20 protein-coding genes are annotated in these 21,521 nt (G+C 47.1%); 11 read left to right on the top strand and 9 right to left on the bottom strand.

Translation table 11 applies throughout. The features are described from left to right. The first annotated feature begins 3 nt into the window (after positions 1-3). Together ACJB0T_RS11465 and ACJB0T_RS11460 are read left to right on the top strand one after the other, a co-directional pair. Positions 4-498, top strand: a complete 495-nt coding sequence (locus tag ACJB0T_RS11465; RefSeq protein WP_479288456.1) for a type II secretion system protein M — start codon at positions 4-6, stop codon at positions 496-498. Positions 499-501: 3 nt separating this feature from the next. Further along, complete coding sequence (locus ACJB0T_RS11460) at positions 502-1,260, top strand: type II secretion system protein N (RefSeq protein ID WP_479288458.1); 759 nt, start codon at positions 502-504, stop codon at positions 1,258-1,260. A 73-nt stretch (positions 1,261-1,333) separates the two neighbouring features. Here the strand turns inward: ACJB0T_RS11460 and cysQ are convergent, their stop codons facing one another. From cysQ to ACJB0T_RS11440, 4 genes are all read right to left on the bottom strand, one after another. Further along, entirely contained in the window at positions 1,334-2,161 is an 828-nt protein-coding gene (gene cysQ, locus ACJB0T_RS11455; RefSeq protein ID WP_479288461.1) for a 3'(2'),5'-bisphosphate nucleotidase CysQ, read from the bottom strand. A 1-nt stretch (position 2,162) separates the two neighbouring features. After that, entirely contained in the window at positions 2,163-2,720 is a 558-nt protein-coding gene (nudE, locus tag ACJB0T_RS11450) for an ADP compounds hydrolase NudE (protein WP_479288463.1), read from the bottom strand. 218 nt (positions 2,721-2,938) lie between these two features. After that, entirely contained in the window at positions 2,939-3,526 is a 588-nt protein-coding gene (gene nfuA / locus ACJB0T_RS11445) for a Fe-S biogenesis protein NfuA (protein WP_479288464.1), read from the bottom strand. Positions 3,527-3,643: 117 nt separating this feature from the next. Next, positions 3,644-4,324 (bottom strand): ComF family protein, encoded by a 681-nt coding sequence (locus tag ACJB0T_RS11440; RefSeq protein ID WP_495292920.1) that lies wholly within the window; start codon positions 4,322-4,324, stop codon positions 3,644-3,646. Between the two features lie 82 nt (positions 4,325-4,406). Here ACJB0T_RS11440 and bioH point away from each other — a divergent pair, with 82 nt between their 5' ends. Together bioH and ACJB0T_RS11430 are read left to right on the top strand one after the other, a co-directional pair. Beyond that, entirely contained in the window at positions 4,407-5,177 is a 771-nt protein-coding gene (gene bioH / locus ACJB0T_RS11435) for a pimeloyl-ACP methyl ester esterase BioH (protein WP_479288467.1), read from the top strand. Positions 5,178-5,310: 133 nt separating this feature from the next. Further along, positions 5,311-5,760 (top strand): ATP-dependent Lon protease, encoded by a 450-nt coding sequence (locus ACJB0T_RS11430; RefSeq protein WP_479288469.1) that lies wholly within the window; start codon positions 5,311-5,313, stop codon positions 5,758-5,760. A gap of 41 nt (positions 5,761-5,801) precedes the next feature. On the opposite strand, the gene ACJB0T_RS11425 is transcribed toward ACJB0T_RS11430, so the two are convergent. Continuing rightward, a complete protein-coding gene (locus ACJB0T_RS11425; RefSeq protein WP_479288470.1) occupies positions 5,802-8,135 on the bottom strand; it encodes a Tex family protein in 2,334 nt (777 codons plus the stop codon). 300 nt (positions 8,136-8,435) lie between these two features. On the opposite strand from ACJB0T_RS11425, the gene ACJB0T_RS11420 reads away from it, so the two are divergent. Next, positions 8,436-10,325, top strand: a complete 1,890-nt coding sequence (locus ACJB0T_RS11420; protein WP_479288472.1) for an ATP-dependent zinc protease family protein — start codon at positions 8,436-8,438, stop codon at positions 10,323-10,325. 95 nt (positions 10,326-10,420) lie between these two features. On the opposite strand, the gene ACJB0T_RS11415 is transcribed toward ACJB0T_RS11420, so the two are convergent. Further along, on the bottom strand, positions 10,421-11,578 hold the full coding sequence (locus ACJB0T_RS11415; protein ID WP_479288473.1) for a CNNM domain-containing protein: 1,158 nt from the start codon (positions 11,576-11,578) through the stop codon (positions 10,421-10,423). 319 nt (positions 11,579-11,897) lie between these two features. Between ACJB0T_RS11415 and hupA the strand changes: the two genes are divergently transcribed. Both hupA and ACJB0T_RS11405 read left to right on the top strand, forming a co-directional pair. Further along, positions 11,898-12,170: a nucleoid-associated protein HU-alpha gene (gene hupA, locus ACJB0T_RS11410; RefSeq protein WP_042478600.1), complete on the top strand. Its 273-nt coding sequence runs from the start codon at positions 11,898-11,900 to the stop codon at positions 12,168-12,170. 215 nt (positions 12,171-12,385) lie between these two features. Beyond that, a complete protein-coding gene (locus tag ACJB0T_RS11405; RefSeq protein ID WP_479288475.1) occupies positions 12,386-13,072 on the top strand; it encodes a DUF1481 domain-containing protein in 687 nt (228 codons plus the stop codon). Positions 13,073-13,145: 73 nt separating this feature from the next. Here ACJB0T_RS11405 and purD read toward each other — a convergent pair whose 3' ends face one another. Continuing rightward, complete coding sequence (purD, locus tag ACJB0T_RS11400) at positions 13,146-14,432, bottom strand: phosphoribosylamine--glycine ligase (protein WP_479288477.1); 1,287 nt, start codon at positions 14,430-14,432, stop codon at positions 13,146-13,148. Positions 14,433-14,517: 85 nt separating this feature from the next. Beyond that, on the bottom strand, positions 14,518-16,110 hold the full coding sequence (gene purH, locus ACJB0T_RS11395) for a bifunctional phosphoribosylaminoimidazolecarboxamide formyltransferase/IMP cyclohydrolase (RefSeq protein ID WP_479288479.1): 1,593 nt from the start codon (positions 16,108-16,110) through the stop codon (positions 14,518-14,520). A 290-nt stretch (positions 16,111-16,400) separates the two neighbouring features. Here purH and zntR point away from each other — a divergent pair, with 290 nt between their 5' ends. Continuing rightward, positions 16,401-16,814 (top strand): Zn(2+)-responsive transcriptional regulator, encoded by a 414-nt coding sequence (gene zntR / locus ACJB0T_RS11390; RefSeq protein WP_479288480.1) that lies wholly within the window; start codon positions 16,401-16,403, stop codon positions 16,812-16,814. 646 nt (positions 16,815-17,460) lie between these two features. Here zntR and ACJB0T_RS11385 read toward each other — a convergent pair. Then, positions 17,461-17,889: a VOC family protein gene (locus ACJB0T_RS11385; RefSeq protein ID WP_479288482.1), complete on the bottom strand. Its 429-nt coding sequence runs from the start codon at positions 17,887-17,889 to the stop codon at positions 17,461-17,463. 395 nt (positions 17,890-18,284) lie between these two features. On the opposite strand from ACJB0T_RS11385, the gene ACJB0T_RS11380 reads away from it, so the two are divergent. The 3 genes from ACJB0T_RS11380 to ACJB0T_RS11370 all read left to right on the top strand — a co-directional run bounded on the left by ACJB0T_RS11380 (position 18,285) and on the right by ACJB0T_RS11370 (position 21,199). Next, a complete protein-coding gene (locus tag ACJB0T_RS11380) occupies positions 18,285-19,505 on the top strand; it encodes a tyrosine-type recombinase/integrase (RefSeq protein WP_479288484.1) in 1,221 nt (406 codons plus the stop codon). A 544-nt stretch (positions 19,506-20,049) separates the two neighbouring features. After that, positions 20,050-20,208: a hypothetical protein gene (locus ACJB0T_RS11375; protein ID WP_479288486.1), complete on the top strand. Its 159-nt coding sequence runs from the start codon at positions 20,050-20,052 to the stop codon at positions 20,206-20,208. Positions 20,209-20,224: 16 nt separating this feature from the next. After that, entirely contained in the window at positions 20,225-21,199 is a 975-nt protein-coding gene (locus ACJB0T_RS11370; protein ID WP_479288488.1) for a DHH family phosphoesterase, read from the top strand. The last annotated feature ends 322 nt before the right edge of the window (positions 21,200-21,521 follow it).

The following is a 21,521-nucleotide window of genomic DNA, read 5'->3' as shown; positions in this document are numbered from 1 at the left end:
GTAATGAAAGGATTATTACTGAACCTTCAAAGCTGGTGGCTGAGTATTAGTCAGCGAGAGCAGCGACTGGTCGTTGCGTGCTCGCTGGTGGTCGTGCTTGGCATTATTTACTGGGGGATTTTAGCCCCTTTTGCTCAACGAACTGAGCTTGCGCAATCGCGCATTCAATCTGAGAGGCAGTTGCTCACGTGGGTGAAGCAAAAAGCGGATGATATTTCTCAGCAAAGACAAGCGGGCGGTGTAGTGGTGTCGAAAGAGCCGCTTAATCGCGTGATCACCTCGTCAACGAGTCGATTTAGCGTTGAGCTAATTCGCATGCAACCGCGCAACGAGCAACTTCAAGTCTGGATCAAACCGATTCCATTTGAGTTTTTTGTCAATTGGCTGTTTTATTTACAAGATAACCATGGCGTGACGGTCGAGATCCTTGATATCGACAAGGCAGATCAAACTGGCGTTATTGAAGTCAACCGATTGCAATTTAAAAGAGGTGGCTAAGTGGTGAAAAAAGTCATCAAGTACAGTTTGTTGTGTACTACGGTTTTTGCAGCGAGCGCGATTTATCACCTCCCAGCCAGTGTTGTGATGAGCTATGCCCCGATGCCTAGAGAGCTGACTCTAGATGGTACTACGGGGACTATTTGGCAGGGCAGCGCACAGAATGTCCGATTCCAACAATACTCCATTGGCGATGTCTCTTGGCAGTTTAGCTGGTCTAGTCTTTTGACGCTTTCACCAGAGTATTCATTGCGATTTGGAGGTGGCAGCACTTTGGGCTTATCAGGGCGAGGTAATCTTGGTGTGAGCATGTCAGGTGCCTACCTCGAGAATGTGCTTGCCTCAATCCCTGCCGATACTGTGGTTCAATATGCGCCAATTCCACTACCAATCAAAGCGGGTGGTCAGCTAGAGCTTGCCATTAAGTCTCTCAATTATGCATCGCCATGGTGTGGCAGTGGTGATGGGAGTTTATCGTGGAATGCAGGATACATTGAGTCACCTATCGGTAGCTTAGGGCTAGGGCCGACAATTGTGGACTTATCTTGTGAGGACAGTGTGCTTTCTGCTGCGGGTAGTCAAAGCAGTAATCAGGTGTCGAGTGAGTTCTCTGCGAGTGTGACGCCGAATAGACAGTATCAATCACAGGCGTGGTTTAAACCTGAATCTGAGTTTCCAACTAATATGCGCCAGCAGTTGAATTGGCTTGGTAATCCAGATGGCGAAGGGCGGTATTCGTTTAATTATCAAGGGCGATTCTAAGCGAGTGCGATGTTAAACAAAATAAAAAGGAGGCTTAGCCTCCTTTTTAAATTTTATCATCTAAAACAGAGTGTTAACTCTGCACTAAGATCTGATCCCACGGCAGTTCTCGATCCCCAATCACAATAAAGTTTGGGTTTTCGAGTGTTTCGCGCTCGTTGTAAGAGAGTGGCTGAAGCTTAGTATCGACAATGGTGCCACCGGCTTCTTCAACAATGCATTGTGTCGCAGCGGTATCCCATTCGCCGGTAGGACCAAGACGCAGATAACAATCGACAGCCCCTTCGGCGACTAAGCAAGCTTTAAGCGCGGCAGAGCCAAGTGGCACTAAATCATAGCTCCAAGCGGAACTCATGCGTTGTGTGATGCGATTGATGTTCTGGCGGCGACTTATGGCGATAGAGATAGATTGCTGTGGCATCTCGTGCTTGAGTATTTTGATGCGTAAGCTCTCCCCAAGGCTTGGAATTTTCCACGCTCCTTTGCCTTCATAAGCGTGATAGGTCACACCTGACACCGGCGCATACACCACGCCCATAATTGGCTTGTTGTTGCTCACTAGCGCAATGATGGTGGCAAAGTCACCGCTTCGAGCGATAAACTCTTGAGTGCCATCAAGTGGGTCGACTAACCAATAAGTATTCCATTGTGAACGCTGCTCTAAACTAATATCCGCCGCTTCTTCGGACAAAACTGGGATATCGGGTGTCAGCTCAGACAGTTTTTCCATGATCAGTTTATGTGCCGCCAAGTCAGCGCTCGTGACCGGGGTTTCGTCATCTTTGGTAAATTCTTCGTAGTCTTTGTTCTCGTAGATATCGAGAATAAGCTGACCAGCTTGGCGAGCGATGTCGATGACTGCTGGAAGGTGATGCGATAAATCTAAATGTCTTGTTGCCACGTTATAACCCCAACTCGGACTTCATTCTTAGCATTAGTAGCAATGCGGTAATACTGCGCGCTTCTGAGAAGTCGAGATGAGTCAGTAGCTCATCAGCTTGTGCCAATGGCCATTTCACGATTTCTAGAGGCTCTGGTTCGTCCCCCTCTAGCTTCTCAGGATAGAGATCTTGAGCCACAAAGAGGGTCATACGGCTGGAGAAATAGGAAGGTGCGAGAATCACCTCTTTAAGTGGTGTCAGCTTAGTGGCGCCAAAGCCAATCTCTTCTTTGAGCTCACGCTCTGCCGCTTGCTCAGTAGTCTCGCCGAGGTCGATGAGCCCTTTCGGAAAACCTAGTTCATAGCGCTCGGTGCCTGCTGCATATTCACGAACCAGCAAAATATCCCCATGCTCAGTGATCGGCACCATCATGACCGCGTTGCGACCACTCGGTTTCATGCGCTCATACGTGCGCTTTTCGCCGTTCGAAAACGCTAAGTCTAAAGCCTCAATTTTGAATAGCCTAGATTCAGCTACTGTCTTTTGGGCTAAGATCTCAGGTCCTTTTTTGGATCGCATGGGCGTTCTCCTCCGCTGGGTACCAATGTCTTCTGAAACGCTAGGTTGTTTGAAACACGTAATTGTTTGAAACATTGAGCACTTGGTACTCGAATAGTAGTTAGTGATTAATATATATAGGATTTGGACGCGCGCCAAATAGTAGTGCTAAAAAAAAGAGCGCAAAGGTTTACCTTGGCGCTCGATTCGAAAACAAATTTGGCAATGAGCCATCCTTGCTAGTAGTAAGAATGCTCGCCGCGATCGTGCTCTGTCATATCTCGGACAGCAGTTAGCTCACCAGAGAATTCTTGAAGAAGCTGTTTCTCTATGCCTTCTTTTAGTGTTACGTCCACCATCGAGCAACCGTTACAACCACCGCCGAATTGCACGATAGCGATACCTTCTTCAGTAATTTCCATCAAACTTACGTGACCACCGTGACCTGCAAGCTGTGGGTTAACTTGAGTTTGGATTGCGTACTCAACACGCTCCATCAGTGGTGCATCATCGGAAACTTTACGCATTTTTGCGTTTGGCGCTTTTAGGGTTAGCTGTGAACCCATTTTGTCGGTAACGAAGTCGATCTCTGCATCTTCTAGAAATGGTAGCGACAGTTCATCAACGTAGGCTGCTAGTGCTTCGTACTTGAATTCGGTGTCGTTAGACTCAACCGCTTCTGGTGGGCAGTAAGACACACCACACTCAGCGTTTTGAGTGCCCGGGTTAACGACAAAAACACGGATGTTCGTTCCCTCTGGCTGTTGAGCCAGCAGTTTAGCGAAGTGGCTTTGAGCACTTTCTGTAATAGTAATTGGATTTGACACGACGAATACCTGAGTAAGATTGTAGGTTATTACCCCCCATTCTACTCCTGTCACGAGTAGATGCCAAAAAATTTTGCACATCCTCTGCGCAATCTGGCTGACAACCCAACAGCGGGCTTACTTTGGGGTACGGCATAAACAATAAATATCGATTTTTTCTACGTTCACTTCAAGTAATAATTCACTCAGATGCCGAACGGTTGCGCCGGTTGTGACCACATCATCAATAATAGCGACGTGCTTGGATGTTGGCATTTGTTGAAGGGAGAACGCTTGGCGCACATTTTCCAGCCTTTGTTGGCGATTGAGGCTCTTTTGAGTCGCAGTATGGAGGTGCTTGTGAAAAACGCGGTCTGCGGTTTTCACTCCCGGTAGGTGCTGCGCGAGTTGCAGCATTATTAGCTCGCTAAGATTAAAGCCCCGTTTTAGTTCGACATGAAGCAGTGTTGGGACACAAATCAGTATGGGTGCAGGTTCATTAATACGTTCGGCGAGCAGTTTACTGAGCGGTGGTAATAACCAAGGCTCTTTGTGTCGCTTTATACGTTGTATAAAAGACGACAATGGTGTTCGATAATCGCCAAGGCAGGTCAGAGTTTGCCATGGCGGGGGCGTGGTGAGACATGTACCGCAGACTACGGCGGTATTGTCCATAGTCAGGCCACAGCGTGAGCAACGATGACGTTCAAAGTTAAATAATGGCTGACAGTGCTCACACCAAAGGTTGTGGCCGAGGGAGCGGTCAATCGTAAAACCGCAGACATGACATTGCATAGGTAGCTGAGATAAAAATCGCATTGGTCTGAGTTGACGTGTAAAGGAATCCTATTAGCATGGGACAATTCGAAGCAGGAAAAGAACCAAATCAGTAGGAGAGCGTGTGAGCAGTTCGGCAAAAGTACATTGGCAGGTGGCAGGGCAAGGACCTGATTTGGTGTTAGTCCACGGCTGGGGCATGAACGGCGCGGTATGGTCTGCGTGCGTGAGTGAATTAGCCGGGCATTTCACTGTACACACGGTGGATTTACCTGGTTATGGCTATAGTCATCAAGTTGGTTATGATTCTTTAACTGAGTTGGTGGACGCATTGCTATCGGAGGCACCAGAGCGCGCCATCTGGCTTGGTTGGTCTTTGGGAGGATTGATCGCAACGCATATCGCTCATGAGCATCCAGTGCGAGTTAGCCAATTAGTGACATTGGCGAGCTCACCAAAATTTTCCCAAGGAGAAGGTTGGCGCGGGATTAAACAAGACGTACTTGCAGCGTTTATGACGCAGCTTAGTGATAACTTCACGGTGACGATTGAGCGCTTTATGGCGCTACAAGCTATGGGGAGTCCAAGCGCACGCCAAGATATTAAGCTTCTCAAACAGGCTGTGCTATCTAGGCCTATGCCTAACCCGGATGCATTGATGTTAGGGCTGCAGTGGTTAGATAGGCTCGATTATCGCAGCGAACTTGCTGCGTTAAGTATGCCTGTGCATCGCTGGTATGGGCGCTTAGATGGTTTGGTGCCAGTGCGAGTTGCTAGTGCATTAGACAAAGAAATGGATGCGCATCAGAGTCATATTTTTACGGCCTCTTCTCATGCTCCCTTCATTACTGAAACGGCAGAGTTTATCGCACGGGTTCGTGAGTTAGCTCGCTAATTTTTGCGGTTTTTTTGCACAAACAGGTAAAGGTTGGCACTGTTTTTCCGATAATCTAGTAGATAGATTGCTTGTCGATCTAGGTTAGTTGTTGAGGTTTGGGAAAATCACTCACAGCAGAGGAACGTGACCTATGATAGTGTCGCCCAACAGTGTCAGCGCCCCCGTTATTGCTCCGTCGGTTAATCCACAAACTGAGCAGGCGGCGCGCGACAACAAAGTGCGTGAACCGATCGTGCCCACCGTTCAACTGGCGCGGACGAACGCTGAACGCCGAATTAATGAAGAAGAAAAACGCCGCAAGCGCTCTGCATGGGATCCTGCTGAACATCCGGATTATGACGCTGAAGAGGTGACGCCTGAGCGTGAAGACCCGATTGAGCGCCTGTTTTACCTGCTGTCACTGAGCAGCTACAGTCAGTCTCAAGGTAAGGGCTATGCGATGCGTTTTCGCTTGCCTGCAAAAGTGCTTCAAGAGGCATTGATGGCAGGAAAAATGGCCAAGCGACGTACGGTGATTCGTTATCACTATGGGCACTCAGTCGCTCCGAATACGCCTTCGGATATTATTGCGGTTGGATAAAAAAGAGCACTCAAGGTGCTCTTTTTTACTATCTGGGAAACTTATTTTTTCGCTTTAGCGAAGGCTGCTGCGAATGCGCCGCCCATTGCACTGTTTCCCGACTCTTGATGGTTTGAACGTTGATGCTGACCACCACGTTGGTTATCACGTTGATTACCACGAGCAGGTTTGCTTGAACGCGCAGGGCGGTTATCCGCACCGGGCTCATCATTAAGACGCATCGACAAGCCAATGCGTTTACGACCCGCATCCACTTCCATGACTTTCACTTTAACGATGTCGCCGGCTTTTACCACTTCACGCGGATCGGCAACAAACTTGTCTGTTAGCGCAGAGATGTGCACCAAACCATCTTGGTGAACACCGATGTCCACAAACGCACCGAAGTTAGCCACATTCGAAACCACACCTTCGAGTACCATACCCGGCTCAAGATCATTAATAGTGTTAACGCCTTCAGCGAAGGTGGCGGTTTTAAATTCAGGGCGAGGGTCTCGGCCCGGCTTATCCAGCTCTCGGATGATGTCGGTGACCGTTGGTAGACCAAAGGTCTCATCCGTGTAATCAATCGCATTGACGGTGCGAAGGAAGCTGCTGTCACCGATGATAGATTTCATTGCGCGACCCGTTTTCTCCGCAATGGTTTTGACCACAGGGTAAGCTTCTGGGTGCACCGCTGATGCATCAAGCGGGTTTTTGCCATCCATGATACGAAGGAAACCAGCACACTGCTCAAACGCTTTGGGGCCAAGTCGCGCCACTTTTTTAAGGGTGGTGCGAGCCTCGAAGCGGCCATTCTCATCACGGTAGTCGACAATATTTTGCGCGAGTGTTGAGGATAAACCTGCAACTCGGGTTAGTAGCGCAGCAGAAGCGGTATTCACATCAACGCCGACGGCGTTTACACAGTCTTCCACAACCGCATCAAGACGCTTGGCCAGCATCGTTTGGCTTACATCGTGCTGATACTGACCCACACCAATGGACTTAGGGTCGATCTTAACAAGCTCCGCTAGCGGATCTTGCAAACGTCTCGCAATAGAAACTGCACCGCGCAGCGATACGTCCATATTCGGGAACTCTTTTGCTGCTAGCTCAGACGCTGAATATACAGACGCGCCTGCTTCACTGACGATGATCTTCTGCACTTTTAAGTTGCCGCGTTTGATGACATCGGCTGCAAAACTGTCTGTTTCGCGTGATGCTGTACCATTACCGATGGCAATCAGATCGACGTTAAACTGGCGAACCAGCTTATCTACTACATGAGCGGCTTTGTCATACTGCTTTTGCGGAGCGTGTGGGTAGATGGTGTCGGTTGCGAGCACTTTACCCGTCGCATCGACAACGGCGACCTTACAGCCAGTACGTAGGCCAGGGTCGAGGCCAAGTGTGGCTTTTGGACCGGCAGGCGCGGCCATCAGCAGATCTTTCAAGTTAGTTGCAAATACGGTAATCGCGTCGACCTCAGAGCGCTCTTTGAGTGCACCCATCAGTTCGGTTTCCATGTGCATGGAGACTTTAATGCGCCATGCCCAGCTAATCACTTGTTTGCGCCACACATCTGCCGGTGCTTGGCTAAGATGAATGCCATAGTGTTCAGCAATCAGAGTTTCGCAGTAGGACTCACGAGCATTTTCATCGTTGGCTGGATCGGCGTTAACCGATAGCTGCAAAAAACCTTCATTGCGACCACGAAGCATCGCTAGTGCGCGGTGGGACGGGACTTTGCTCATGGCCTCATCGTGTTCAAAATAGTCTTTGAACTTTTCACCTTCTTGCTCTTTGCCTGTTACAACGCGTGAGCGCAGTTCCGCATGGCGATTCAGGTATTGACGTACTTTCTCGAGTAGGTCGGCATCTTCTGCAATGCGCTCCATAATGATGGCACGTGCGCCATCCAAAGCGGCCTTGCTGTCAGCAATGCCTTTTTCACTATCGATGTAACTCAACGCAGCACTTTCAGGTTCATTGCTTGGATCTGTCCATAACAAATTAGCTAGAGGCTCAAGGCCGGCCTCAATAGCAATCTGACCTTTGGTGCGACGCTTTGGTTTGTATGGCAGGTAAAGATCTTCAAGGCGAGTTTTGTTGTCCGCATTTTCAATTTCACTGCGCAGCTCTGCGGTCAGCTTGCCCTGATCGTCGATGGATTTCAGAATCGTCTGACGTCGGTCGTCCAATTCACGCAGGTAACTCAGGCGAGAGTCTAGGGTGCGAAGTTGGGTATCATCCAGCCCCCCTGTGACCTCTTTTCGATAGCGAGCGATAAATGGAACTGTGTTACCGTCATCAATTAGGGTAACGGCGGCTTCAACTTGCTTGTGACTGACGTTCAGCTCTTTAGCAATCAGTTGACAGATAGCTTGGCTCATCCGTGTATTCTCTTTTTTGTTGTGTGGGGAGTGCGCGGGCACTCCTAGATATCCATAGGATATAAGGGCATCAGCAGTGATTTGCAATTCCTTGGTCATTTTTCTGCGCCATGTTTCTAATACACGTTTCTGCTATGGAGAAAGGTGAAACCAAACGAGGAATTGCTAATTTATTGATAATCGCGTGGATATTCCGTTGATTTTCTGTAAAGTTTAAAGGAGTCGGTAAACGAAGTGAGTCGACCGTTGTCTTAGGAACTCATGCGTATTTAGAGCCAGTCGATGAATGGATGTATTAAAATGAAAACTACAGCAACTAAGTTGGCGTTAATTCTAGCCACAATGACAAGCGGGTGGGCTATGGCTGCACCAGATCTTTCTACTACACAAGCACCGGTTCTTTCTATTGAGGATAAGGTTGTCCTTGGACGCGTTGAAAGTGTTTACTACCAAGATATTGAAGCGCTCGAAGGCATTCCATTTGTCGGTAAAATTGATACGGGCGCTGATACTACATCAATGCACGCTGAAGACATCAAGGTCATCAGTAACAACCCTAAATACCAAGGCCTCAGTGATGAGAAGCTGATGCAAACCATCGTCGATGAGTACGGCGGTTCAGCGAGTGACTGGTGGCTGAAAGAGTTCGATAACGACGAACGCAACTTCCAAGGTGTCGTCAGCTTCACTTTGCGCCACCCTTACACCGGTGAAAAGATTGAAATGGAGCGCCCATTGACGCGCACCAGTGTTATTCGAAGCCGTACCAGCTCTATGCCTATCTACCGTCCGGTTGTCACTCTACCTATGACCATTGCGGGCAAAACTGTGGACACGGAAGTGAACCTTACCGACCGAAGCGGCTTTAGCGCCCCAATCTTGATCGGTAAGACGTTTCTAGCTAACAACGCTTGGGTCATGGCGGGGTATGATTACCTCCAAGAGCAGAAAGATGCACAAGTGATTGGTCGTCGAGAGTCCGGCTTGGTGGCAGATGTGCCGGTAGACGTCAGCATCTCTTTGTCGAACAACTACAGCATTCTCAATGCGCAAAATATTGAAGTGGACAAAAACGCCAATTCAGTGAGTTTCGATTTGGTCGGCAAGGAAGGCGCACAAAAACGTGTGACTTATCCGTTAGTGAAAATGCTTCCAGTGTCTGGCAATGAGTACCCAATAATCTTTGTGCCATTTAAAGGCGGTAAAGACTTTGAAGGTACGATTCAGGTTTACCTTAAAGATCGCTCGAAGCAGAGCACTCAGCTTCGCCTAGGTCTGAATACGCTTAACAAGAACTTTATCGTCGATACCGGCGCTAAAGGAAAGCTTGAGAAGAAAAAGCAGAGCTTTGCCGCTCGTATGAAAGACAAGCCGCTGGTGGTCTCACCAACGGAAAGCTTGATCCTCGATGGTGTTCAGCTTGATGCCGAACCGTCGTTTGCGGTGAGCACGCCACTTCTGAAAGTCAGTAGTTTTGAAATTATTGAAACTAAGGGTCGCGATAAAGTGGAGTACTATTTGTCGACTGATTTGGGCAATGAAGAGAAGATCCGAAAAACAATTTTACGCCGTATCAAAGTCGGCGATACCGTCAGGCCGGTAGTCGATGGTGAGTTTATCGTAGGTGATAGAGAAGTCACTGTAGAGTTTGCCCTTGAAGCGCTAGATAGCGATGAAGGGGAAAAGCCATACTTTATCATCGGTAAGAAAGCCACGAAGGCGGGCGTACTGGTGAACACTCGCAGTGAGAACCTACTTGATGCCTACCCTGTGTTTACGGCAGGTCATATTGAAAATGCCACGGTGGAAGGGCTCTCTTTCCCAGTGAAACTGGATACGGGTGCAGACGTAAGCTCAATGAACGCGACCAACATTAAACAGTTTGAAAAAGACGGCAAGAAAATGGTGACCTTCACCTACACCAATGACATGGGCATGAAACAAGAATTTACCCGCGAAGTGGTGGATGTGATGCGTATTCGTGCTAAAGCGGGGGAGAAGGCGAATGTTCGCCCCGTGGTCAACATGCGCGTGAAGCTTGGCGATGTTGAGAAAACAGTACGTGTGAACCTGCAAGACCGCTCTCGCTTCCACTACAGCATGATTCTCGGTAAGAACTTCCTTAAGTATGGTGTTGTGGTCAGTAGTGATGAGAACTTCCTACTGGGCAACGAGATAGGTAGTCACTAGCGACAGCCTACTGGATATAAAAAAATGGCCGCGAATTTCGCGGCCATTTTATTTTGAGTGCTTGTAGAGATTCAGAGCTTTCTGAGATTGAGCGCTTAAGACTCTTTCTTATCCTGAGAATTGGATTCGCCTTTCGTCTTTGCAGCGTCTTGTTGCGTTTGAGCTTGAGGCTCAGACTTTTCAACTGGCGCTTCTTCGTCATCATCGTCAGTGTTATCAACGATGCTGTGCTTTTCTTTCCAGTTTTCCCAGCGCTGATAAGCCAGCTCTTGCATGTCGGTGGTTTTGTCCGCCTCATCAACAATCTCTTGCCCTAACAAGTGCTCGAAGATGTCTTCCAGAGTGATGATGCCTTGGATGGTGCCGTATTCGTCGACAATCATCGCAATTTGCAGGCGTGCTGCCATCATCTGTTCAAACGCTTTCGGCAACATGATGGTGTTAAACAACACCTGGATTGGGCGCATCACTGAGCCTAGTTGCTTCTCGCCGCTGCCTTGCTGTTGAAGCTTAAACAGCTCCAAGCGGTGTACAAAGCCCAGAATGTTGTCTTTCTGTTGGCTGTACACCAATGGGCGTGAGAACGGCGTCTCTTTATGCTCAGTCAAAAACTCACTGATGGTCATCTCAGCCGGTACGCGGAACACCACTGGACGAGGCGTCATTACTTGCGTTACGGGGATGTCTTGAATATTCAAAATATTATTCAAGATGTTCGATTCGCCTTCTGCGAACTCGCCGCTTTCTTTAGCTAGCATTGCCATTGCTGATAGCTCATCACGCATTTTCGGCGTTTCATGGCCGCGCGCTAGGCGTTTAGTGATTTGTTCTGAGAACCAAACAAATGGCGTCAGTGCCCACACCATCCAGCGCAGAATAGTGGCCGAAACCGGAGCGAGTTGACGCCAGTATGTCGCACCAATGGTTTTCGGGACGATTTCTGACAACACCAGAATGCCTAGCGTCAGTACTGCTGAGAAAACGCCTAGCCACTGGCTACCGAACACTTTCGCAGCTTGCGCACCTGCACTCGCCGCACCAATAGTGTGAGCGATGGTGTTTAGGGTCAAAATAGACGCTAGCGGTCTATCTAGCTCTGCTTTGAGCTTGGTTAGCTTTTCTGCCGCTGGGTGACCCTTTTGTCTTAGCTGAGCAAGATAGCTTGGGGTAATACTTAAAAGTACCGCCTCTAATACCGAACAGATAAAAGAGACACCAATAGCGACAGCAATATAAACCGTTAAGAGAAACATTCATTTCCTAGGTAAGTGCACACATCAACCTAACTTTGCTGCAAAAATGAGCCTGTGCATTGTTGGTGAGTGCTTAAAAACAGTAGCGACAGACCGATTTATCAGGCTTATCAGTTGAGTCGCAGAGCATTTATGGGACTTTATGCAATAAATTACAAGGTTTCAAACTCAATCTTAGCGTAACAAATTGTGAGTTATTGCTCATAAAACGGTTAAATCTACGTCATAAGCGATGAAGAACCGCTACAAACCTTTGCCAGATGGGGGCTTTATGATTTAGAGTGGGCTTTAACTCGATAACATGAAGAAGGGAAACCTAATGAACAAGACCCAATTGATCGATTTTATCGCTGAAAAAGCTGACCTATCTAAAGCACAAGCTAAAGCAGCGCTAGAAGCGACGCTTTCAGGCGTATCTGAAGCGCTAACTGAAGGTGACCAAGTTCAACTAATTGGTTTTGGTACGTTCAAAGTAAACCACCGCGCAGCTCGTACTGGTCGTAACCCAAAGACTGGTGATGAGATCCAAATCGCTGCTGCTAACGTTCCAGCATTCGTAGCTGGCAAAGCACTGAAAGACGCAGTGAAATAATTTTTACAGCACCGATGGCTTCATCGGTGCTGTTCTCTCCATCTTAATTCCTCCCTAGGATCGATTGTTAAGCGTGTTTTGAATTAGCGCGATTACCAATCTGTCTCCTCACTTTAAGCTTCATTTTAACTGAACGTGATGCACCATTTGCTGTCATAACTGTATAAATCGGTGTCATTTTCCTGTCGTGCGTTCAATAGAGGTGCCTCGCAACTATGAAAAGAATACTGTTGGTTTCGCTTCTTGCAGCTACCTTGCTTGGCTGCTCATCTTCGCCTACTCCGAGTATCAATCAATTCTCAGAATTTACCGGTGGTCAAACGCTGGGTGATGCAACCAGTTTTTATTGGTATACCGAAAAACTCACCCGTCCTCACAGCGCGGCCGATTACGTCAATATGAATGATTACGGCTGGTATCAATCCAATTATCGCTGGAGTGGTGACACGCTCAGAGAGTTTGTGCGTGAAGGGGTGCAAAATGATGCAGAGTCGGGCTCGGTGACGTATCGTATCCACGTACGATTTAACAAAGAAGGCGAAGCGGTTTATCAGCAGTATCGCCGTAACGGTAAAGTGTTACCGGTGAAAAAAGCTCAGCTTGAGAATTACCAAAGTGAAGCCTCGTTGTTAGTTGAACGAGTAAAAGAGCAAGACAGCGACGGTTTGGAACTCGTTCAGGGGCATTGGGGTGGTGAGACGTTAGAAACGTGTAGCGGTATAGAATTTAACAACATTAAGTTTGAGGAAAGCTTACCGAGCTTCGTGGTAAAACGCTTGGCTGAAGTAGAGAGTTATGTGGCGTTCCTAGGCAGCACGCGATTGACTGGCGCAAGGGTAGAGCAACTATTGATGCTGGCGGATGGTGCCAAAGACTGCATACCAAAGCCTAAGCTTATCTAAGATATGTTTCACATCAAGCAGAGCAAAAGAAGGGTGCCGACTGGCACCCTTCGCTATTTTGGGCTTGGCTCAATTACTTTTGCTCGCGAGCAATCGCACGGTAGCCAATATCGTTGCGGTGGAACATACCGTCCCAGCTGATCTTCTTAGTCAGCTCATAAGCGCGTGCTTGAGCTTCAGAGACTGTGTTACCTAGGGCTGTCGCACATAGTACGCGACCACCGTTAGTCACAACATTTCCGTCTTTGTCAGCTGTACCAGCGTGGAATACCTTCTCGCCTTCCACTTCTGTTGTTGGCAGGCCAGAGATAACATCACCCTTGTTGTAAGACGCTGGGTAGCCACCTGCTGCTAGAACGATACCGATAGAAGCACGTGGATCCCACTTAGACTCAACTTGGTCTAGCTTCTTGTCGATCGCAGCCTGGCAAAGCTCAACCATGTCTGATTGCATGCGCATCATGATAGGTTGTGTTTCTGGATCACCGAAACGGCAGTTGTATTCGATAACTTTAGGCGTGCCGTCTTTGTCAATCATCAGACCTGCGTATAGGAAACCTGTGTATGGGTTACCTTCTGAAGCCATACCGCGAACAGTTGGGTAGATAACTTCTTCCATAATGCGGTTGTGAATCTCTTGCGTCACAACTGGAGCCGGAGAGTAAGCGCCCATGCCGCCAGTGTTAGGACCTGTGTCCTTATTACCAACGCGTTTGTGGTCTTGGCTGGTTGCCATTGGCAATACGTTTTCGCCATCAACCATCACGATGAAGCTTGCTTCCTCGCCGTCTAGGAACTCTTCGATAACCACACGGCTACCAGCGTTGCCAAATGCGTTGCCAGCTAGCATGTCTTTGATTGCGTCTTCTGCTTCTTCCAGTGTCATCGCAACGATAACACCTTTACCAGCTGCAAGACCGTCAGCCTTAACCACGATCGGAGCACCTTGCTCACGAACGTAAGCCAGTGCTGGCTCAATTTCTGTGAAGTTCGCGTAAGCGCCAGTTGGGATAGCGTGACGAGCTAGGAAGTCTTTTGTGAATGCTTTTGAGCCTTCTAGTTGAGCAGCAGCTTGAGTAGGACCAAAGATAGCTAGACCAGCTTCTTGGAATGCATCCACAACGCCAATTACAAGCGGTGCTTCAGGACCAACAATCGTTAGCTCGATGTTTTTCTCTTTTGCAAACGCCACCAGACCTTGAATGTCTTCAGCGTCAATCGCAACGTTTTCTAGTTTAGGTTCAAGCGCAGTGCCTGCGTTACCTGGCGCTACGAAAACCGTTTCAACATTTGGATTCTGAGCCACTTTCCAACCCAGAGCGTGCTCACGACCACCAGCACCAATAATTAGAACGTTCATTTAATAATCCTTTCAAAGTTTGGATTACTCTAAGCAGTTGGTGCTGTAGCGCTAACGCGGCTACAGCACCAAATGCGACGAGTAATTAGTGACGGAAGTGGCGCATGCCTGTGAAGACCATCGCCATGCCATGCTCGTCAGCCGCTGCGATAACTTCGTCATCACGCATAGAGCCGCCTGGTTGGATAACGCACTTGATGCCAGCTTCTGCTGCAGCGTCAATGCCATCACGGAATGGGAAGAACGCATCTGATGCCATTACGCAGCCTTCAACCTGTAGACCTTCGTCAGCAGCCTTAATACCAGCAATTTTTGCAGAGTACACGCGGCTCATTTGACCAGCGCCCACACCGATAGTCATGTCGCCTTTCGAGTAAACGATCGCGTTAGACTTCACGTACTTAGCTACTTTCCAGCAGAATAGGGCATCTTTTAGCTCTTCTTCTGTCGGTTGGCGCTTAGAAACCACTTTAACGTCATCAAGCGATACCATGCCTTGGTCGCGGTCTTGAACCAGAAGACCACCGTTAACGCGCTTAACGTCAAAGCCGGTTGTCTTAGTCGTCCACTCACCACACTCTAGTAAGCGAACGTTTTTCTTAGCGGCAACCACTTCTACTGCTTCAGCTGAAACAGAAGGTGCGATGATGACTTCAACGAATTGACGCTCAACAATCGCTTTCGCTGTTTCTGCATCTAGCTCTTGGTTGAACGCGATGATGCCGCCAAACGCTGACGTTGGGTCAGTTTTGTATGCGCGGTCATACGCTTCAAGAATGTCTTTCCCTAGCGCAACACCACAAGGGTTGGCGTGCTTAACGATAACGCAAGCTGGCTCATCAAACTCTTTTACACACTCAAGCGCTGCGTCAGTGTCAGCGATGTTGTTGTAAGACAGAGCTTTACCTTGAATTTGGCGAGCGGTAGATACCGATGCCTCTTCTGGGTTTGCTTCTACGTAGAATGCCGCGTCTTGATGGCTGTTCTCACCGTAGCGCATGTCTTGCTTCTTCACGAACTGTTGGTTGAACGTACGTGGGAATTTAGACTCTTCATCACCTTCTTTGTTCTCACCGTAAGATGGGACCATAGTGCCGAAGTAGTTAGCGATCATGCCGTCGTAAGATGCGGTGTGTTCGAATGCTGCGATAGCTAGGTCGAAACGTGTCTCTAGTGTAAGAGATTTGTCGTTTGCGTCCATTTCAGCAATAACGCGGTCGTAGTCGTGTGCATTCACAACGATAGTCACGTCTTTGTGGTTTTTCGCTGCAGAGCGAACCATTGTTGGACCACCGATGTCGATGTTCTCAACCGCGTCTTCTAGTGTGCAGCCTTCTTTTGCTACTGTCGCAGCAAATGGGTATAGGTTTACCACCACCATATCGATTGGGTTGATGCCGTGAGTTGCCATCACCTCGTCGTCTTGACCGCGACGACCCAGTACGCCACCGTGTACTTTTGGATGTAGCGTCTTAACACGACCGTCCATCATCTCTGGGAAGCCAGTGTAGTCAGATACTTCAGTTACTGCGATGCCTTGCTCAGCAAGAAGGCGAGCAGTACCACCAGTAGAAAGGATATCAACACCGCGTTGTGCTAGTGCTTGTGCGAACTCAACGATACCAGTTTTGTCAGATACGCTGATTAAAGCGCGGCGAATTGGACGAGCGTTACTCATGCTTCTGTTTCCTCAAAGTCACAGATTGTGTTGCTGTGTACAGGCAAACGATGGGTTTGGCCTGCGGATGTAAAGATAGTTGCCAAACAGGACGAGGTCTTTCATGATTGAGGCGACCTAGTCGTCTGTTGGGTAAATACCCTTGGATTTTTATCACCGGGGTGGCGATGGCGCGTATTCTAACCAATCTATTACAAAAAAGCTCGCGCAATCGTTTGGCATAGGCAAAAAAAGTGCAAAAAAGCCTATTAAAGAACACTTTTGTAACAAAGAGGTTAATTTAAACGGTTATGTTTCAAATAGGTGAGTTAGCAAAACGCTGTAAGGTGACGTCAGATACGTTGCGTTTTTATGAAAAGAACCAATTGATTACTCCCGTTGGCCGCAGTGAGTCGGGTTACCGTCTTTACAATGAAGAGAGTCAGAGGCAAGTTCGTTTTATTCTTAAGGCGAAAGAGGTGGGTCTGAGCTTAGATGAAATCAAAGAGCTGCTCGGAATCAAGCTTGAGGCCACTGAGCACAGCTGCTCTGAAGTGAAAGCCATAACCTCCAGTAAGCTTGAACTTATTGATAACAAAATCGCAGAGCTTACCAGAATTCGTGCGGCGCTGAAGAAGATCAATGATGCCTGCTGTGGTCATGACCATGACGCGAGTCACTGTTCAATACTTGCAGCTTTAGAAGTTGCAGATGAAAAGTCGTGAAGAACAGAAAAGAAAAGAAGGTAAGGGAGGCATTGCCTCCCTTACTACTAAGTGCGGCTTACGATTGCACTTTAAATGCCCCCACACCGACACTTAACGTGTTGCCATTCTCCATCAATTGCTCACTGACTTCGGCCAGTTTTTTCTCTTCATTGGCCAAGATCTTGTCCATTGAGTGCAGGCTTCATTGGGTGCATGACCATGGTGGTAGTGCTCCACTAAGGTATAAGCGGTTTGTACTAAGTGTTGTGTTTTTATTCTGTTTGTTGGTCATTAATGACTGCTGATAATCGAGCAGTGCTAAAATGAGCGGAATAATTAGAGCAACGAAAACGAGTCCAATGAGCAGAAACAGTCTATGTTGAATCGAAATGCGCTGTAGTCATAGCAAGAATTCCTTTCTTGGAAAAAGAGTGCATCACCTATAGTCATTCGGCATGCTGATTGTTGTTATAGCTATACCCTATACCCTATACCCTATACCCTATGCCATGTTCTGGGCTGAGACTATGCCACTATCGTCTAATTATTAAGCGGATTACAAAGCTGGGTTTGAGTCCAGCTTTGCATTTGTGGGTATGGTTGCTTATGGGTAGAACGACTTATAGCAACCCTAGCTCTTTTAGGGGGTTACTCAAATCGGAAGCTATAACTGATAGTCATTGCGCTCCGTAGCGAGTTCAGAGAAGTATTCGACAAACTCAAACTGGATATGATGCTTGTCTTGAAAATAGGCACTCTGGCGATGAGGGTGTTCGCCGCCCATGTGATCCAGCGGGTAGCCGGCGGCTTCAAGTCGTGAAACGGCCTTCTTTAGATCGTCGACGACAATGCCGATATGTTTAACCCCAACCCAAGGCTGCTGCCATGTCCCAGCCTCTCCTTCGCCGCCATCTTGGATGGTGATGTAACTCTCTTCTGTTCCAACGTGATACCAGCGCATCGGTTTACCAAACCAATCATCGGTTCGACCTTCTCCTCGTATTGACCAGTCCGGTAGTGCTGCCAAAAGCAGCCCAACAGTGTGCTCAGCATCGATTACGGTGATATTGGCGTGTTCTACGTAGCTTTTCATAACGTCTCCTTGTTTGTGTTTGATATAAAACGGTAGATGACGTTAACGATAAATCCTCAAGTTAAGTTGAGGTCAACAGAAAATCTAATATCAGTGACTAGGGGAGGTTTGAGTGAGTTTCGGACAAAGAAAAAGGGCCTGAAGCGTGTGCTTCAGGCCCTTTAATCTCAAATACGTTCGCTCAAGGCGAATTAGTTCATGCCGTATTATCAAATTAATGGTTTTTGTACGTGCTTGTTTGTTCTTGTTGGTGGATTAAAGCTATTATAAAACATTTGTTTAGGGTTTTTCTTGTTTTGATTTGTTTTTGTTTGTTTTCAGTCTTATTATGTTCTCAGGGTACACGAGAGGGTACATGGTTTTGAGTTTGTGTGCCGTTTTAGGGAGAGGGCGTTATGGGAAAGCTGTACGATAAAAGTCTAAAGTCGGTGGCAGGCAAGGAGCATTCTGAACAGTTTGTATTGACCGATGGTAATGGCCTCAGCGCTCGGGTTTCTAAAAAAGGAAAAGTCAGATGGCAGTATCGTTATAAGCTTGAGGGTAAGAACCAGCGCATGGATTTGGGAGATTACCCTGCTTTATCGTTAGTCAAGGCTAGATCTGCTGCAGAACGATGTCGTGAATGGTTGGCTGATGGTTTTGACCCCAAACAGCAGAGAAGTCTGGAGCGGGAAGAGCGGCTCCATCCTGTAACTGTAAAGGAAGCGCTAGAATACTGGTTAGTTGAATACGCAGAACACAATCGTTCAAATGTCGCTAAGCATCGCGCTCAGTTTGAGCGACATATCTACCCTTACATCGGTCACCTTCCTTTAGACAAAACTGAAACACGCCATTGGTTGGAGTGCTTTGACAGAACGAGAAAGGGAATCGCTGGAAAACAGCGTCCAGCCCCTGTTGCTGCTGGCTACGTTTTGCAGAATGCCAAACAAGCATTGAGATTCTGCCGTGTGCGTCGCTATGCCACCAGCCGTGCTCTTGATGATCTGATTGTTAAGGATGTCGGCAGTCGGCAAGAAAAGAGGGATCGAGTTTTATCTGCAGGTGAGTTAGCGGATGTATGGAAAGTTACATCGAGCGATAGGCTGCTCCCATACTACAGCAACCTAATCAGACTACTCATTGTGTTTGGTGCTCGAACTCAAGAGGTGCGCCTATCAACGTGGGCAGAGTGGGATTTTAATGCGCTTTTATGGACGGTTCCCAAAGCACACAGTAAAACCAAAGACAAGATTATCCGTCCAATTCCTAAGCAGCTATTGCCTTGGTTGCAAGAGTTAAAAGAGGGAAGTGAGGTCAGTGATTATCTATTAGGGCAGTTGAAGCAGTCCGAGGCGGTAAGTCAGTTTGGTCGGATGTTGTGGAAGCGAATAGGGCATGATGAATCATGGACGTTACATGACTTGCGCAGAACCCTTGCAACGCGAATGAATGATTTGGGTGTCGCCCCTCACGTTGTAGAGCAACTACTAGGCCATACGCTTGGTGGTGTAATGGCGATTTATAACCGTAGTCAGTACCTTCCGGAGAAGCAGCAGGCTCTAGAGATGTGGTTGGAACATTTGGAGGTGCTTTGCTATCCACCTGACAATGTGGCGTCGATTTTGAGGGCGTAGAGTAACACTGCCCCACAGTCCATCGATGAGCAGATAGCGAGATATGGTTGGGTTTATTGGAGCAAAAAGGACACACTGAAAATCAATATCGTAAATCGAAAGAGCCATTTTAAAGTAAACACACTAAGGTGGCCTATTTCGGATTACTTCTCGCATCCAAAAAGTCAAACAGTACAGGTTTACCGTCACCTACAGAAAACCCAAGTTTGACTGGATATAAGTCATTTGCAGTTGATTAAAACCAACATGCGAGATATTGACAAATTCAAGCTTTCCATTTCACCTAGCTTGGTAGCTAAAAAACCAAGGTAAACTTGGTCGGATAAGTGTCTAGCCTCGCTTGATTCAACATATATAACCCGCAGTATGGACACAAGGGCAACCCCTGATAATGAGATCAATGTCAAGAATATAATTGTAAAGCCTGAGTCAACATTGCAAAATAATCTGTACGAATATTTAATACCTCTTTAAATTTAGAACTTTAAATACGTCGCACACATGCTAGGTGCATAGTGAGCTACACGTTTTTGCAAGGTGTATAATGCTTAAGTTTATCGCCCTAGCCCTTATCCTTTTTGGGGTATTTATCGGCGTTCAGTACTCTGATGAGATTCAAAGTGCCGTTAACGAAGATCATATCGAGCAGTTGAAAGATAGTGCCGAAACTATTGTCGATACCGTGGAAGAGTTGAGCAATTAATGCAGGGCAACTAACAATGTCACTTGAAAAGTTTGATCGTTTATTAACGAGTTTACGAGGCTCTTCTCGAATCATAATTCAGGCTCATGATTTTCCCGATCATGATGCAATTGGCTCTGCATTTGCTCTCGCTTACCTCCTCAAGAAAAAGGGGTTTGCTCCCTTTATTTCTTATGAAGGCTTTATTGATCGAGTGTCTCTAAGAAACTTAATTGATTGGCTCGATATTCCTATTACAAAATCCCATCAGCTTGATTTGAAACCATTTGACAAGATCATTGTCGTAGATGGCTGTATTGGTGAAAAAAATATCACCGACCTTCCAGGAATTGAAGTGGGTGTGATAGACCACCATCAAGTGAAAGCGCCAAGTTTTGTCGCCTATAAAGATATTCGCCCTCATTATGGTGCTACAGCGACCATAATGGTTGAGTATTTTAATTACTATGAATTACCCATCCCTAAACGAGTGGCAACGGCCCTTCTCGTTGGTCTAAGTTTCGATACAGCAAACTTCACACGAGCGGTTAGTTCTGCTGATATTAAAGCACTCATACAGCTACAAGTGAAAGCCGACATGGATATGGTGAATAGAATTTCTCGCAATCAAATAGAGTATCAAGAGCTTAAACTATTTGATTTCATGCTAGGAAGTATGAAAAAAGAAGGAAACTGCGCTTTTGCTACCTTACCTGAAGGATGTTCCAAAAACATGTTAGGTATTCTTGGAGACTTTTTACTGTCGGTTAATGAACTCGATATCGTGGTTCTTAGTGCCAGAAACAGAGAAAAAACCTTTATCTCCCTTCGCTCGGAATGTAAGAAAAATAACATGGCAGGTATCGTAAGGCGCGTGCTAAACGATTCTGGTGTTGGATTCGGCGGAGGGCACCCTCACATGGCTGGTGGCGTGATCAACGAAACTTTCCAACTAGCGAATGAATCCAACTACGTTTACGAGCTGTTTAGAGAAGAATTAGAACTAAGTTAGTATTTAACTGACTACAGGATAGCTGTAGTGGATTAGTAAATTTGACCACATCGCTAGATTTTTTGTCATAAGGAAAAGTAAGTCAAATACCAAACTGAATGCTATGTAGAAAAACTAACGTGAAACACAATGGGGCAAAAGTTACTCAGCAATACGGTGAGCAGTGTGTGATCACTGAGCGATCTTGTCATATTTTTTGCGCATTCCAGTGGGGTACGAAAGAGAATACGTCATGGCTCTCAGTCCTTATAAGTAAAGAGTTGAGAATTACATTGGACTTTTCGCAGAAATAGGAAGCCAAGCGCATATTTCGGAGCATTCC

The sequence above is a fragment of the Vibrio sp. CB1-5 genome, assembly GCF_059412285.1.
Note: the sequence above shows the minus strand (reverse complement) of the source record. Positions and strands in the feature narration are given on the sequence as shown.

Excerpts from the sequence above, each read along its gene's own strand:
- ACJB0T_RS11465 (WP_479288456.1), top strand. The coding sequence starts at position 4 with ATGAAAGGATTATTACTGAACCTTCAAAGCTGGTGGCTGAGTATTAGT.
- nudE (WP_479288463.1), bottom strand. The coding sequence starts at position 2,720 with ATGCGATCCAAAAAAGGACCTGAGATCTTAGCCCAAAAGACAGTAGCT.
- ACJB0T_RS11440 (WP_495292920.1), bottom strand. The coding sequence starts at position 4,324 with ATGCGATTTTTATCTCAGCTACCTATGCAATGTCATGTCTGCGGTTTT.
- ACJB0T_RS11430 (WP_479288469.1), top strand. The coding sequence starts at position 5,311 with ATGATAGTGTCGCCCAACAGTGTCAGCGCCCCCGTTATTGCTCCGTCG.
- ACJB0T_RS11425 (WP_479288470.1), bottom strand. The coding sequence starts at position 8,135 with ATGAGCCAAGCTATCTGTCAACTGATTGCTAAAGAGCTGAACGTCAGT.
- ACJB0T_RS11420 (WP_479288472.1), top strand. The coding sequence starts at position 8,436 with ATGAAAACTACAGCAACTAAGTTGGCGTTAATTCTAGCCACAATGACA.
- ACJB0T_RS11415 (WP_479288473.1), bottom strand. The coding sequence starts at position 11,578 with ATGTTTCTCTTAACGGTTTATATTGCTGTCGCTATTGGTGTCTCTTTT.
- hupA (WP_042478600.1), top strand. The coding sequence starts at position 11,898 with ATGAACAAGACCCAATTGATCGATTTTATCGCTGAAAAAGCTGACCTA.
- ACJB0T_RS11405 (WP_479288475.1), top strand. The coding sequence starts at position 12,386 with ATGAAAAGAATACTGTTGGTTTCGCTTCTTGCAGCTACCTTGCTTGGC.
- purD (WP_479288477.1), bottom strand. The coding sequence starts at position 14,432 with ATGAACGTTCTAATTATTGGTGCTGGTGGTCGTGAGCACGCTCTGGGT.
- purH (WP_479288479.1), bottom strand. The coding sequence starts at position 16,110 with ATGAGTAACGCTCGTCCAATTCGCCGCGCTTTAATCAGCGTATCTGAC.
- zntR (WP_479288480.1), top strand. The coding sequence starts at position 16,401 with ATGTTTCAAATAGGTGAGTTAGCAAAACGCTGTAAGGTGACGTCAGAT.
- ACJB0T_RS11385 (WP_479288482.1), bottom strand. The coding sequence starts at position 17,889 with ATGAAAAGCTACGTAGAACACGCCAATATCACCGTAATCGATGCTGAG.
- ACJB0T_RS11380 (WP_479288484.1), top strand. The coding sequence starts at position 18,285 with ATGGGAAAGCTGTACGATAAAAGTCTAAAGTCGGTGGCAGGCAAGGAG.
- ACJB0T_RS11375 (WP_479288486.1), top strand. The coding sequence starts at position 20,050 with ATGCTTAAGTTTATCGCCCTAGCCCTTATCCTTTTTGGGGTATTTATC.
- ACJB0T_RS11370 (WP_479288488.1), top strand. The coding sequence starts at position 20,225 with ATGTCACTTGAAAAGTTTGATCGTTTATTAACGAGTTTACGAGGCTCT.